The following is a 14,325-nucleotide window of genomic DNA, read 5'->3' as shown; positions in this document are numbered from 1 at the left end:
CGCGAAAGCGGTGGGTCAGGCACTAAATTCATTGGCAATGCCGCCGCCTTCGCGGCCTCGCCAGGGCTCGACGGCTCCCACAGGAGGGGATCGGGGCGTTTGCTCGTTCTCGTTCAATGCCCACGACAATCCGTGTAGCGCCAGCGAGGCTGCGATGGCGGTGGCGCTGTCTAGAGCAAGACCCGCTGAAGGTAACCCTCAAGAACGTCAACCTGCGCGGATGAAACAATCGCGGCGATATACCCGTCAGGGCGCACCAGCACCCAGTCACCGAGCGCCAGTTCATAAGCGCGCTGAAAGTGTCCCTGCGCGTCGATCATGTCGCCTTGCAGGCCGAACCGATGGATATGCAGCCCCGGCCGCGCGGCCACCGAGCCGCGTTTTACCCCGTACCCGAGCAATGTCCAATGCGTGCCCTGGAAGAGGTTGAACAGTCGCAACGATTGGCCTGCCGCCCCCCGGATCGGTGCATCCGGTGCCCGGTCTCCGGCGCGCAGGCTGGCGGTACGTGTCGGCTGCGCCAGGGCCAGCGAGGACTGCGGGTAGCCGATATCCAGCTGGTGCACTTCCCTGCCCCGGCGCAAGTCGCCGTTGGCCATCGCGCCCAGCAGCTGGGTGGCCAGGCCGAGTACGGACGCGGCGACGGGACGGCGCTCTGCCTCGTAGCTGTCGAGCAGATCATCGGACGCGCCGTGGGCCACCGCGGCGAGTTTCCAGCCGAGGTTGTAGGCGTCCTGCACGCTGGTATTGAGGCCCTGGCCGCCGGTGGGTGGATGGATATGGGCGGCGTCGCCCACCAGCAACACACGGCCGACGCGGTAGTGGTCGGCCAAGCGCGCATTCATGCTGTAGGCCGATGCCCAGGACACGCAATGCACCTCAATATCCTCACGCCCGGTGCGCTGGGCGATGAGCGCCGTCAGCCCTTCTGCACTCATGTCGACATCAACCTCCAAAGGAATCGGGCCCTGGATCTGGAACAGATCGGTGCCGGCCAACGGGCATATCGCGACTTGTCGCTGCACATCGCCCTCGCCAAAACGGTGCCAATGCTCACGCGACAGCCCGGTGAGCACCACGTCCGCCACCAGCGCGCGTACGCCCAGCGTCTTGCCAGGAAAGCCAATCTGCAGCGCATGCCGCACAAAACTGCGACCGCCATCGGCGCCCACCAGCCAGCGCGCGCGAACGGTGTCGGCGCCCGTCGGCCCCATCACCTGCGCCGTGACGCCGTCGTCGTCTTGAACAAAGTCCAGCAGTTCACAGCCGAATTCAGGCCGATGCCCCAGCTCCAACAGACGTTCGCGCAGCACTTGCTCAGTCAGAAATTGCGGCACCATCAGCGGCTGTTGATAGGGCTCGGCCGGTGTCGCAGGATGCTGCGCGATAGAATTGCCGTCACTGAAGCTGCCATCGTCGCGGTAGCGCCGTTCAGTCGGATAGACTCCCCCCATTGCCACCAGGCGATCGAGAACCCCCAGGTCTTCGAAGACTTCCTGTGACCTTGGCTGGATGCCCTTGCCGCGCGAGCCATGGAACGGCTGTGGGCTCTTCTCGATCAGACGTAAGGTGATGCCCCGTCTCGCCAAGTCGATCGCGAGGGTCAAGCCGGCAGAACCGGCACCGCAAATCAGTACATCGACAGCGCATCGCTCGTTCATACGGGCCACCTATATGTGCAATACGCACATATTAAGAGGGAGAAGCACAGTGTCAATTAAAAATGTGCAAAGCGCACATATATCCGCCCAACTGCGCGACCTGCATGGATCGCTGGTGGAAATCGTCGGCGTGATGAATCGCCCGCAACGCGACGAGGCGATGGTGCGCGAAGCCGGGATTTCCCTGGATCGCGCGCTGTTTCCGCTGCTGGTGCTGGTGGAGCGGCTGGGCCCGATTGGCGTGGTCGAACTGGCCGATCGTGTCGGCCGCGACTACACCACCGTAAGCCGGCAGGTGGCGAAACTGGAAAGCCTCGGCCTGATCCTGCGTCAGGAAAGTGCCGCGGACCGCCGCGTGCGTGAGTCGGTGATTACCGACAAGGGCAAGGCCATGACGGACCGTGTCGATGCGGCGCGGGAGAGGATCGGCCAGTCGATCTTCTCGACCTGGGACGAGGGTGATTTCGACAACCTCGTGCGGCTGATGCGCAAGTTTGCCGAGGACATCAAGGACGATTCAGTGCGGGCGACGAAGGGGATGAAATGAAGCCATGCACTGCGCTCTGCTGAGCCAGGCTGGGTTGTTGTGGTGAGCTAGCCACAACAGACCCGCTCACCACAGGAAGCCCACTCACCACAACAAACCCGCCAGCCACATAAGCACAACCGCCCTGCGCCCTATCAATCCACCCCCAACTCCACCACCCCGCCGTTCAACCGCACCGGCCATACCCGCAATCGCTGCTCCGGCGCCTCAAGGCATTGGCCGTCCTGCAGCCGATAATGCTGCTTGTAGATCGGCGCAGCCACCACCAGCTGGCCCTTGATGCTGCCGACCAGGCCCCGGCCGATGACGTTCGCGCCGGACTGCGGGTCATGGTTGTCGATGGCGTACAGCGTCTGGTCCGGCGCCTGCGGCAGGTAGAACAGCGCCACCTGCACGCCGTCGACCCATACCACTACGCCGGAATTGCTCACCAGGTCTTGTTCGGTACACACGCGTTTCCAGCTGGCCAGGTGTCGCTGGCTGTTGGGCTGGCTCATCAGGCAATCTCCTCGGTGACGGCAATCAGGTTGAGTTCGGCGGCCATGATCGGCCGGCGCTGGCCGCGTTCCTGCACAAAGTGAATGTCCGGGTCGGCGCGCTTGTCGTTGACGAACGTGCGGAAGCGCTTGAGTTTCTCCGGGTCCTTGAGGGCGTTGGCCCACTCGCATTCATAGCGGTCGACCACCCGTTGCATCTGCGCTTCAAGTTCCGCGCCGAGGCCCAGGCTGTCGTGCACGATCACGTCCTTGAGGAACTCCAATCCGCCCTCCAGGCTTTCGCGCCACACCGAGGTGCGTTGCAGCTTGTCGGCGGTGCGGATGTAGAACATCAGGAAGCGGTCGATGTACTGGATCAGCGTGGCGTCATCGAGGTCGGTGGCGAACAGTTCCGCATGGCGTGGGCGCATGCCCCCGTTGCCGGCGATATACAGGTTCCAGCCCTTCTCGGTGGCGATCACGCCGACGTCCTTGCTCTGCGCTTCGGCGCACTCGCGGGTGCAGCCCGACACCGCGAATTTGAGCTTGTGCGGCGAGCGCAGGCCCTTGTAGCGGTCTTCGATGAGCAGCGCCATTTTCACGCTGTCCTGCACGCCGTAGCGGCACCAGGTGCTGCCCACGCAGGACTTCACCGTACGCGTGGACTTGCCATACGCATGCCCGGTTTCAAAGCCGGCGGCGATCAGCTCGGCCCAGATGTCCGGCAGCTCATGCAGTTGCGCGCCGAACAGGTCGATGCGCTGGCCGCCGGTGATCTTGGTGTAGAGGTCGTATTTCTTCGCGACCTCGCCGATCACGATCAGCTTGTCGGCGGTGATCTCACCGCCCGGAATACGCGGGACCACCGAGTAGGTGCCGTTCTTCTGCATGTTGGCCATGAACGTGTCGTTGGTGTCCTGCAGCGGCACCAGGGACGGGTCCATGATCGGCTGGTTCCAGCAGGAGGCGAGGATCGAACCCACCGCCGGCTTGCACACATCGCAGCCGGTGTGGCCACGCCCATGCTTGGCCAGCAGTTCCTCGAAGGTGCTCAGCCTCTCCACCCGCACCAGTGCATACAACGCCTGCCGGGTGTGGGCAAAGTGTTCGCACAGGCTTTTATCGACACTGACGCCACGCGCGATCAGCTCATGCTCGAACACCTGCTTGAGCAACCCGGCGCAGCCGCCACAACCGGTGCACGCCTTGGTCTGGGACTTGAGCACCCCGAGGTCGCTGCAGCCGCCGTCGATGGCCGAGCAGATCGCGCCTTTGGTGACGTTGTGGCACGAACACACCGTGGCCGATTCCGGCAACGCGCCAGGGCCGAGTGTCGGTGCGCCGCTGGACGACGGCAGGATCAGGCTCGCCGGTTCCGCCGGCAACGCGATGCGGTTCTGCAGGTATTGCAGCAGGGTGTCGTAGTAGCTGTTGTCGCCGACCAGCACCGCGCCGATAACGTGCTTGCCGCTCGCATCCACCACCAGGCGACGGTAGCTGGCGCTCGCCTCGTCGATAAACTGGTAGCTGCGCGCGCCGGGCGTGTGGGCATGCGCATCGCCGATGGAGCCGACGTCGACGCCAAGCAATTTGAGCTTGGTCGACATATCGGCGCCCACAAAAGGCTCGGCGGCCTCCCCGCTCAACAATGCAGCCACGCCGCGGGCCATCTGGTAGCCCGGCGCGACCAGGCCGAACAGGCTGCCGTTCCAGGACGCGCACTCGCCAATCGCGTAGATGTTTGGGTCGCAGCTCAGGCATTCGTCGTTGATCACCACCCCGCCGCGCGGGCCGATCTCCAGCCCGGCCTGGCGAGCCAAGGCGTCCTGGGCGCGGATACCGGCGGAGAACACGATCAGGTCGGTCTCCAGATACGCCTCACCGGCGAAGTTCATGCGGTAGCGGTACTGCTCGCCCGCACTGATCGATTGAGTGGCGCGCGACAAATGCACGCCGACGCCAAGGCGCTCGATCTGGGCCTTGAGCGCCAGGCCGCCAAAATCATCCAGCTGCACCGGCATCAGGCGCGGCGCGAACTCCACCACATGGGCTTCCAGGCCCAGGCTCTTCAAGGCGTTGGCGGCTTCCAGGCCCAACAGGCCGCCGCCGACCACCACGCCGCGCCGTGCATTGGCTGCCGCCGCGCGAATGGCGTCGAGGTCTTCAAGGGTACGGTAGACCAGCCGCGAATCGCCTTCGGCGCCTTCAATCGGCGGCACAAACGGGTAGGAACCGGTAGCGAGCACCAACTTGTCGTACGCCACGCAACCATTGGCGGTGATGACCTCGCAACGGGCGCGGTCGATTTCCAGCACCGGCACGCCGAGGTGCAGGGTAACGCCCGGCGTCTGGTACAGCGACGCCTCGGACAGCGCCAACGACTCGGCATCACGGCCGGTGAAGTATTCGGAAAGGTGTACGCGGTCATAGGCACGCTTCGGCTCTTCGCTGAACACGTGCAACCGATAATGCGCCAGCACGCCGCGCTCGATCAGTTGCTCCACACAGTGGTGGCCGACCATGCCATTGCCGACGACGATCAGGGTTTTCATCTGTTTATTCATTCCAAGCACCCGGCAACGTTCATCACGGTTTTAAAAGCAAAAAAAAACGCCTGAAACCTTGCGGTTCCAGGCGTCTTTGCCTGTTCTTCTGCGGGATCGGATCGGCGACTGCGCCGGCTCTGCCGCGATTGCCCCTGGTGTCGATCGTCGTTGACCGAGATGGGTTGAGGATGAACTTGCAGGCGGCGTGCCAACCCGCCCAGGTGCCCGTAACAGCCACACCCGGCGCCTCCTCTGCCCCTCCAATACGCCGAATCCCGCCTCCAACTGGTGCGCCCTGCTTCATAACTGCGCACTGGAGCGCTTGTGTGGCGAGGGAGCTGGCTCCCGTTGGCGTGGGTAGCGCACCGAGGATTTTGGCGCCGCTGCGCAGCCCGGCGGGAGCCAGCGCCCTCGTCACGACACGTGAGCCCGCCTGCGCTCAAACCTGGCGCGTGACTTGCTAGGAACCCCACATACAGCAGTCAACGCTGACTGCCCAATCACGACAAAGGCGCCGTGCAATCCCCGTTTCCAACGGAGGGTTGCAGGGCGCTTTTTTTATGCCGGGCACAAAGCAGTCGAGGGGTACGGATGGCAATTCAAAGCGTGCGCAGCGTGTGCCCTTATTGTGGTGTGGGCTGCGGCATCGTCATGCAGGTCGAGCACAACAAGGTGGTCAAGGTGATCGGCGACAAGGCCCACCCCACCAACTTCGGCCGCCTGTGCACCAAGGGCACCACCTGCGGGCAAACCATTGCCGAGTCCGGCCGCATGGAAAACGCCTACGTGCGTCAGGCGCGCGATCACGACCCGGTGCGCATCGGCATCGACACGGCCATCAGCGACACAGCCAGCCGTTTGCGCCACATCCTCGACACCCACGGGCCCGACGCGCTGGCGTTCTACGTGTCCGGGCAAATGTCCCTGGAAGCCCAATACCTGGTCAACAAACTCGCCAAGGGGTTTGTGCGCACCCAGCACATCGAGTCCAACTCGCGCCTGTGCATGGCCAGCGCCGGCAGTGGCTACAAGCTGTCCCTGGGCGCCGATGGGCCTCCGGGATCCTATGCAGATTTCGACCGCGCCGACCTGTTCTTCGTGATCGGCGCGAATATGGCCGACTGTCACCCGATCCTGTTCCTGCGCATGATGGACCGGGTCAAGGCCGGGGCGAAACTCATCGTGGTCGACCCCCGACGCAGTGCCACGGCGGACAAGGCCAACCTGTTCCTGCAGATCGCCCCCGGCACCGACCTCGCCCTGCTCAACGGCCTGTTGCACCTGCTGGTGAAAAACGGCCACACGGACCCGGCCTTTATCGCGGCCTTCACCGAAGGCTGGGACGCCATGCCCGGTTTCCTCGAGGACTACCCGCCGGCGCGGGTTGCGCAACTGACCGGGCTGGCTGAAGCCGACATCCGCCAAGCCGCCGCCTGGATCGGCCAGGCCGGCGATTGGATGAGCTGCTGGACCATGGGCCTCAACCAGAGCACCCACGGCACTTGGAACACCAACGCGCTGTGCAACCTGCACCTGGCCACCGGCGCGATCTGCCGCCCCGGCAGCGGGCCGTTTTCCCTCACCGGCCAGCCCAACGCCATGGGCGGGCGCGAAATGGGCTACATGGGCCCGGGCCTGCCGGGGCAGCGCTCGGTGCTGGTCGAGGCCGACCGCGCCTTTATCGAAGACCTCTGGCAACTGCCCGCAGGCAGCCTGCCGCGCCAGGTCGGCGGCGGCACCGTGGCGATGTTCGAGCAGATGGCCGCCGGGCAGATCAAGGCCTGCTGGATCATCTGCACCAACCCGGTGGCCAGCGCGCCGAATCGACGCAAGGTCATTGAAGGTTTGCAGGCCGCCGAACTGGTGATCACCCAGGACGCCTTCCTCGACACCGAGACCAACCGCTATGCCGACATCCTGTTGCCCGGCGCACTCTGGGCCGAAGCCGAAGGCGTGATGATCAACTCCGAGCGCAACCTGACCCTGATGCAGAAAGCCGTCGACGCCCCCGGCGAGGCCTTGCCCGACTGGCAGATCATCGCCCGGGTCGCCTGCGCGATGGGCTTTGCCGAGGCCTTCACCTACACCTGCGCCGCCGACGTATTCGAGGAAATCAAGCGCGCCTGGAACCCCAAGACTGGCTATGACATGCGCGGCGCCAGCCATGCACGCCTGCGCGAAACGCCCTTGCAATGGCCCTGCGCATCCGCCGATGGCGCCGACCGCAACCCGATCCGCTACCGGCATGGCGACACACTCAAGTTCGCCACCGAAACCGGCAAGGGCCAGTTCCTCGCCCGTCCGCACATGCCGCCGGCGGAGATGCCCGATGCGGCGTTTCCCTTTGTGCTCAACACCGGCCGCCTGCAGCACCAGTGGCACACCCTGACCAAGACCGGCAAGGTTGCCACGCTGAACAAACTCAACCCCGGGCCGTTCGTGGAACTGCACCCCGAAGACGCCGCGCAACTGGGCATCAAGGACCAGGACCGAGTCGAAATACGCTCATCACGCGGGCATGCCGTGCTGCCTGCGGTGGTCACCGACCGCGTGCGGGCGGGCAACTGTTTTGCGCCGTTTCACTGGAACGATGTGTTTGGCGAACACCTGGCGATCAATGCAGTGACCAACGACGCCGTCGACCCGATTTCGCTGCAGCCGGAATTCAAGTTCTGCGCCGTAGCCCTGACGCGGATCGAGCTGATCGACCATCAGTTCCTCGACGCGCCCAAACCCGTAACCCGCGTTATCCCCCCTTCAGCAGAGGACCTCACCATGTCACGCCTCGACGCCTTCGCCGATCTCGCGGGCCTGCGCAACGTGCCGGCGCCGGCACTCAGCGACAGTGAACGCACCTACCTTGCGGGCTTTCTCAGTGGCCTGCGCGCCAGCAGCGGCCACGAAACCGGCGTACCGGTGATGCCGGCGCAGGCCCCCTTGGCCAAAGACACTCGGTTGTGGCTCGACGGCCTGCTGGGTGGGCTGTTCAGTCGTGCGCAAGCGGGCGAAGCCAGCGCCCTGCCCGGCCCGGCCGTCACCCTGCTGTGGGCCTCGCAAACCGGCAACGCCGAAACCCTGGCCGAGCGCTTTGCCCAACGCCTGCGCGACGCCGGCATAGAGGTGGTGCTCAGCGCCATGGCTGACTTCCCCGCCAGCAGACTCGCCAGTACCCACACCCTGGCCCTCATCAGCAGCACCTTCGGCGACGGCGACCCACCGGACAACGGCGAAAGTTTCTGGCACAGCCTCAGCAGCGCCGACACTCGCCTTGAATCCCTGCGCTATGCGGTGCTGGCGCTGGGCGATCCCAATTACGACCAGTTCTGCAAGCACGGCAAACAGCTCGACCAGCGCCTGCAGGAACTGGGCGCCACCCGCCTGCTGGAACGCGTCGACTGTGACACCGAATTCGAAAGCCGTGCCGACGCCTGGCTGGCGCAATTGCAGCAAACCCTCAACCCGGCAAAACCTGCAGCGCCCGCCACACCCGCCGGCAAAACCAAGCTGTTCGGGTCACGCCTGCTGCTCAACCGGCACTTGAACCCGCACAGCGCTCACAAGGAAACCCGCCAGTTCGCCCTCGACCTGGCCGACTCCGGGCTGAGCTATGAAGCCGGCGATGCGTTAGGGGTGATGCCGCGCAACTGTCCGGAACTGGTCAGCGAACTGCTCGACCTGACTCGCCTGCCCGCCAGCACCTGCGTGAATGTCGACACCTTCGGCGAAGTGGCCCTGCAACAGGCGCTGACCCAGCACTTCGAAATTGCCCGTCCCAGCAGCGACACGCTTGCGTTTATCGCCGAGCGCAGCGCCAATCCGGGCCTCAAGCAGTTGCTCGAGCCCGAGCGCAAAGCCGAGCTGAAGGACTGGCTGTGGGGCCGACAGCTGGCGGACGTGCTGCACCACTATCCGATTGAATGCACAGCGCAGGAGCTGCTCGGCACCCTCAAGCGCCTGCAACCGCGCCTGTATTCAATCGCCTCCAGCGCCAAGGCTTACCCGCGCGAAGTCCATCTCACGGTGGCCGCGGTGCGTTATGGCCGGCGCAAAGGCGTGTCGTCGACCTTCCTCGCCGACCGCGCCGGCGACGCCGAGGTGCCGGTGTTCGTGCAGCCGTCGCGGCACTTTCGGACACCCAGCGACGGTAATGTGCCGATGATCATGATCGGCCCCGGCACCGGCGTGGCGCCGTTCCGCGCGTTTTTGCAGGAACGCCGGGCACAGGGGCATCAGGGCCGCAACTGGCTGTTTTTTGGTGAACAACATGCGGCCAGCGATTTTTACTACCAGGAGGAACTGCAAGGCCTGCAGCACGATGGCCTGCTGACCCACCTGAGCCTGGCGTTTTCCCGCGACCAGGCGCAGAAGGTCTACGTGCAGGACCGCCTGCGCGAACACGGTGCGGAGCTGTGGCGCTGGTTGCAGGAAGGCGCGCAGCTGTATATCTGCGGTGACGCCAGCCATATGGCCAAGGATGTCGACCAGGCACTCCGTCAGATCGCGCAAACCCACGGCGGGCTTGGCGCGGAAAGCGCGGTGGAGTACTGGCGCGCGTTGAGCGAGCAGAAGCGTTATCTGCGTGATGTGTACTGATTGGATACAGAACAATAAGCACTTTTTATTGTGTACAAAAAACCCTAAAGATTTATCCGACCCAGGCCGAAACAGCAGGCATAGCAAATCGCCGCCACTCTAGGCTGGACGGCGTCGATTTGGCCGCCCTCCACGCTGATGGTCGTCTCGATGAAAATAAAAAATAAGCTTGTACTCGCGTTCGTCTCGGTCGCATTTATCCCGGTAAGCCTGGTCGCCGTGATTTCGGTGATGAACACGCGGACCCAGGCCGTCGATCAGTTCATCGACGGCAGCACGCGGGAAATCCGCCAGATCGATGGCAACATCCGGCAGTTCTTTGATGGCACGCTGCAAAACGTCGATCAAATGGCCACGGATCCTGTATACACTTCCGTGAACACCCTGAAGAACTATCAACCTGCCGATGCCGCCAGCCAGCCTATGCCGGCCGAGGCCCAAGCGATGATCGAGCGCTTCGCGCGCTTCGGTGCCACGCACCCGGCGGCGGCCATCCTGTCCATCGGCCTGGAAGACGGTACCTACGTGAAATGGCCGGATGACCCGCAGCTGGCCAAGTACGATCCGCGCACGCGCCCCTGGTACAAGGCGGCGATGGCCAGCCCCGGCAAGACCGTGCGCACCCCTGCGTACTATTACGACAAGGACGACGTGGCCCTGGTCGGCACTGCGCGCGCCTTGCTGGATAACAGCGGCAAGGCCAAGGGCGTGTTCGTGGTCAGCGTGTCGCTGAAGAACCTCACCGAGTTGGTCAAGAGCATCAAGCTCGGCGAAAGCGGCTACGTGATGCTGATCGAAGACGGCGTGGTGCTGGTCGACCCGCGCGACGCCGCCCACAGCTTCAAGCCACTCAAGGACCTCGGCGCCGCTTATGCGCAACTGGCCGCGACGCCCCAGGGTTCCACCGAGGTCGAGATCGACGGCGTGCGCTATATGGCTAACGTCTGGACTTCCCCGGGCCTGGGCTGGCGCTACATCGGCCTGATCGAACATCGCGAAGTCATGGCCGAAGCCATGCGCATGACCTACCTCACCGCCGTCATCGTCGGTGTGCTGGTGTTGATCTTCGGGCTGATCGCCGCGGCGTTCTCCAAGGTTATCGTCAAGCCCATCGGCCAGGTCAGCACCGGCCTGCAGTCGATCGCCCAGGGCGAAGGCGACCTGCGTCATGAGCTGCAGGTGCAGGGCAAGGATGAAACCGCCGAACTGGCCGGCTGGTTCAATAAGTTTCTCGCCGCCATTCGCCAACTGATCCAGCATATCGGCGCGGCGTCGGCCAACTTGCAGAACGCCTCGAAGGTCAACAGCGAAGTGGCGCACAACATGAACGAGGCCGCCGGGCGCCAGCGCGAAGCGGTGGAACTGGTCTCCACCGCGTTCAACGAAATGGTCGCCACCGCCAACGAAGTCGCGCGCTCCTGCAGCGGCGCGGCGGAGTCTGCCGAGAACGGCCACCGCCGTGTCGCCGAGGGCAAGCAGCAGATCGAAGTCACCACCGACAACGTCAACCGCCTGGGCCGCCGCCTGACCGAATCGTCGCAGGCGATGGTCGAGCTGGAAGCCGGCAGTCGCAGCATCAATCAGATCCTCGGCACCATTCGCGCGATTGCCGAACAGACCAACCTGCTGGCGCTGAATGCCGCCATCGAGGCCGCCCGCGCCGGTGACCAGGGCCGTGGTTTTGCCGTGGTTGCCGACGAGGTGCGCGCGTTGGCCAAGCGCACCTCCGACTCCACCGGCGAGATCGAGCAACTGCTCGGCACCCTGGAAAACAAGACCCAGGAAGTCACGCAAAAGATGGGCAGTTGCCTGGACCTGTCACGCGCGAGTGTGTCGTCCATCGAAAGCGCGCGCGACAGTTTTGAAGGCATCCAACTGTCGGTCAACGAGATCCGTGACCAGAACCTGCAGATCTCGGCCGCCGCCGAGGAACAACACAGCGTAGCCGAAGAGATCAACCGGCATATCCAGCAGATCTACGACGAGGCGCGGCTGGTGGAAAGCCTGGCCAACTCGGCGCAGGACGACTCGGGACGGCTGTCGAACCTGTCGGATGAGCTGAATGGGCTGGTGGGCCGCTTCAAGTCCTGATGAACGCCGAGATCTGTTGCCACATGGCACGCGGGTTGGAATACATCGGGAAGTGCCCGCACTCGGCAATCGGTGCCAGGCGCACACCGTGTGCCTGGATATGCGCGAGGTAGGACAGCCCGGCGTTCTGCTCGCCGTACATGAACAGACGCGGGCACGGCAGGCCGAGGAACTTGTCCATCAGCGCGGCGTTATCCGACAGCTCCACCATCGACTGGAAAATTCCGCGCACCGCGCCGGCCCGCACCTTGTGGCGCAGGCTGGCCGAGTACAGCGCGCTGGCATACGCCGGGGCCTGGCGGGTGCGCTCGATAAAGGCGCGGAAAAACGCCTCGGGATCGTCCGCCGGATAGTCGACGATCTGGCGGCTGAGGAAGCAGTCTTCCGGGGCGATATTGCCCTCTATGTCGGTGAAGCTCAGCACACGCCCGGGAAAACGGTGCGCCAGCATCAGCGCCGTCAGGCCGCCCATGGAGTGGCCGACCAAATGAAAGCGCTCGATCTGGAAATGCGCCAGCACCTGCAACGCGGTGTCGAGCAGGAACGGGATGCTGATCTTTGTCAGGTCGGCGCACTGGCTTTCACCGCAGCCGGGGGCGTCGTAGGCAATGAACGGGTGCCCGTCGAACGCCGGGTGCAGGTCGATATCGGCGTAGTCTTCCTTGGTCGAGCCAAACCCGTGCAGGAATATGATGGGCGCGCGGTCGCCAGCGCGATGGATCGCGGCGATGTCCAGCGATACGCCGTCTACCGTCAGCGGCAAGTGGGTGTGAGTGAACGACATGATGGGGTTTCCTGGAACAGACAGCCCGGCAATTTCAGCGGTTTCCTGCCGGCTGTAAATGACGGATAACGGAACGCATTCATACGCCAATCGTATGGGTCTGGAAGTGCTCGATCAGCTCGCTCACCAGCGGGTTGGGCCGTTCGGTGTTCCAGGCGACTGCGGTGGTCACCACGTTGAGTTTCTGCGTCAGGGCGCGCAAAACCACGTTGTCCGGCGCCAGTTTTTTCAGCGCTGCCGGCACCAGCGCAATGCCCTGGCCGCAGCTTACAAAGGCGATTTGCGAGGCCACCGAGCGCACTTCGTGCAGGACCCGTGGCGAGAAACCGCTGGCACGGCAGGTGGCGATGAGGTTATCGAAGTACACCGGGCTGACCTTGCGCGAAAACATCACCAGCGGCTCGCTGGCCAGGCTCGACAGGCTGATGCGCGTGCGCGACGCCAAGGGGTGATTGCTGGGCAAGGCCACCATCAGGCGATCCTCGCGCAGCGGCAGCGACTGGATTGCCTGGCCGAGGTCGCCGTCCAGCCGGGCGAAGGCCAGGTCGATGTCACCCGCTTCCAGGGCCGGCACCGCCTCGACGCTGTCGATCTCGCGCACCGACACGGTGAGGTGCGGGTAGCGTTGCTTGAGTTGGTCGATCAAGCCGGGCAACACATCGAACATCGCCGTGGAAATCGCGCCGATGGTCAGCATGCCGGACTGCCCCGCTACCGCCTCTTCGACCGCCAGCTCCAGGCGCTCCAGCTGCTCGGCAAACTTGCGCACCGCCGGCAGGATCGCCGCGCCCACCGGCGTCAACTTCGCCCCACGCCGCGAACGTTCGAACAAGGTGACCTTGAGCGCCTGCTCCAGCACCTGGATCTGCTCGCTCAACGGCGGCTGCGACATCCCGAGACGCTTGGCAGCGCGGCCGAAGTTCTGCTCTTCGGCAACGGCGAGGAACAGCCAGAGGTGGCGAATCAGGCGGAAGTTGATCATGGGCAATCCATAGGCTGTGCGTATGTAATGATGCGTTGATCGCCAATATACCTATCATTGATGTCGACCGGCATGGGTGTTTTGATCACCGGTTTCCTCGGGCGCGTTAAGGGGCTCGGATTCCAGCCACCCCACCGCCCAACTGTGGGAGTTGTCGAGCCCCAGCGAGGCTGCGAAGGCGGCGGCACTGACAACCCTTCAGTGCCTGACCCACCGCCTTCGCGGCCTCGCTAAAGCTCGACGGCTCCCACAGGATAGCGCCTGTGTGAGTGGGATCTTCTGCAGCAAGCCAGCACAGGGGTTCGCGATATTCAGCAGTATATGAAGGGGATTTGAGCAGCACCTTGCCCCACAAGGAGGTGTGCTGTGTGGCTGGGATTTGAGCAAGCACCGGGTTTCGCTATGTGGCTTGGATTTGAGCAAGCACCGGGTTTCGCTGTATGGCTTGGACTTCAGCTACCCCACCGCCCAACTGTAGGAGCTGTCGAGCTTTAGCGAGGCTGCGAAGGCGGCAGTACTGAACTGGTCAAGTAATCTTGGACACCGATTAAGGTTTCACGCCACCAGCTTCTCCCTGGCGACTGGTGACCGATAGTCGTTGTAGCTATGCGGCCTGGTGATGTTGTAGCGCGATACATAGCGCTG

The 14,325-nt window shown here is 64.0% G+C and carries 8 protein-coding genes; 3 read left to right on the top strand and 5 right to left on the bottom strand.

Translation table 11 applies throughout. From position 1 onward, the window contains the following. Positions 1-170 precede the first annotated feature (170 nt). Positions 171-1,661 carry an FAD-dependent oxidoreductase gene (locus QMX97_RS28610; RefSeq protein ID WP_282398013.1) on the bottom strand — a complete coding sequence of 497 codons (1,491 nt, stop codon included), beginning with the start codon at positions 1,659-1,661 and terminating at the stop codon, positions 171-173. A 49-nt stretch (positions 1,662-1,710) separates the two neighbouring features. On the opposite strand from QMX97_RS28610, the gene QMX97_RS28605 reads away from it, so the two are divergent. Beyond that, positions 1,711-2,208: a MarR family winged helix-turn-helix transcriptional regulator gene (locus tag QMX97_RS28605; RefSeq protein WP_282398012.1), complete on the top strand. Its 498-nt coding sequence runs from the start codon at positions 1,711-1,713 to the stop codon at positions 2,206-2,208. A 134-nt stretch (positions 2,209-2,342) separates the two neighbouring features. Here the strand turns inward: QMX97_RS28605 and nirD are convergent, their stop codons facing one another. Both nirD and nirB read right to left on the bottom strand, forming a co-directional pair. After that, on the bottom strand, positions 2,343-2,705 hold the full coding sequence (gene nirD / locus QMX97_RS28600; protein ID WP_213553028.1) for a nitrite reductase small subunit NirD: 363 nt from the start codon (positions 2,703-2,705) through the stop codon (positions 2,343-2,345). Then, a complete protein-coding gene (gene nirB, locus QMX97_RS28595) occupies positions 2,705-5,248 on the bottom strand; it encodes a nitrite reductase large subunit NirB (protein ID WP_282398011.1) in 2,544 nt (847 codons plus the stop codon). The genes nirD and nirB overlap by 1 nt, the downstream gene beginning before the upstream one ends. 573 nt (positions 5,249-5,821) lie before the next feature. Between nirB and QMX97_RS28590 the strand changes: the two genes are divergently transcribed. Then, entirely contained in the window at positions 5,822-9,823 is a 4,002-nt protein-coding gene (locus tag QMX97_RS28590) for a bifunctional nitrate reductase/sulfite reductase flavoprotein subunit alpha (protein WP_282398010.1), read from the top strand. A 150-nt stretch (positions 9,824-9,973) separates the two neighbouring features. Continuing rightward, positions 9,974-11,914, top strand: coding sequence for a methyl-accepting chemotaxis protein (locus tag QMX97_RS28585; RefSeq protein ID WP_282398009.1), 1,941 nt, complete (start codon positions 9,974-9,976; stop codon positions 11,912-11,914). Here the strand turns inward: QMX97_RS28585 and QMX97_RS28580 are convergent. Together QMX97_RS28580 and QMX97_RS28575 are read right to left on the bottom strand one after the other, a co-directional pair. Continuing rightward, positions 11,904-12,698, bottom strand: a complete 795-nt coding sequence (locus QMX97_RS28580) for an alpha/beta hydrolase (protein WP_282398008.1) — start codon at positions 12,696-12,698, stop codon at positions 11,904-11,906. The two genes, QMX97_RS28585 and QMX97_RS28580, sit on opposite strands and share 11 nt — an antisense overlap. A 79-nt stretch (positions 12,699-12,777) precedes the next feature. Beyond that, complete coding sequence (locus QMX97_RS28575; RefSeq protein WP_106803673.1) at positions 12,778-13,680, bottom strand: LysR family transcriptional regulator; 903 nt, start codon at positions 13,678-13,680, stop codon at positions 12,778-12,780. Between the last annotated feature and the right edge of the window lie 645 nt (positions 13,681-14,325).

It is taken from the genome of Pseudomonas sp. PS01298 (assembly GCF_029959745.1).
Classification (GTDB): domain Bacteria; phylum Pseudomonadota; class Gammaproteobacteria; order Pseudomonadales; family Pseudomonadaceae; genus Aquipseudomonas; species Aquipseudomonas aylmerensis.
Note: the sequence above shows the minus strand (reverse complement) of the source record. Positions and strands in the feature narration are given on the sequence as shown.

Bases quoted from the DNA above. Each gene is read 5' to 3' on its own strand.
- QMX97_RS28590 (WP_282398010.1), top strand. From the start codon at position 5,822: ATGGCAATTCAAAGCGTGCGCAGCGTGTGCCCTTATTGTGGTGTGGGC.
- QMX97_RS28585 (WP_282398009.1), top strand. From the start codon at position 9,974: ATGAAAATAAAAAATAAGCTTGTACTCGCGTTCGTCTCGGTCGCATTT.
- nirD (WP_213553028.1), bottom strand. From the start codon at position 2,705: ATGAGCCAGCCCAACAGCCAGCGACACCTGGCCAGCTGGAAACGCGTG.
- QMX97_RS28580 (WP_282398008.1), bottom strand. From the start codon at position 12,698: ATGTCGTTCACTCACACCCACTTGCCGCTGACGGTAGACGGCGTATCG.
- nirB (WP_282398011.1), bottom strand. From the start codon at position 5,248: ATGAATAAACAGATGAAAACCCTGATCGTCGTCGGCAATGGCATGGTC.
- QMX97_RS28575 (WP_106803673.1), bottom strand. From the start codon at position 13,680: ATGATCAACTTCCGCCTGATTCGCCACCTCTGGCTGTTCCTCGCCGTT.
- QMX97_RS28610 (WP_282398013.1), bottom strand. From the start codon at position 1,661: ATGAACGAGCGATGCGCTGTCGATGTACTGATTTGCGGTGCCGGTTCT.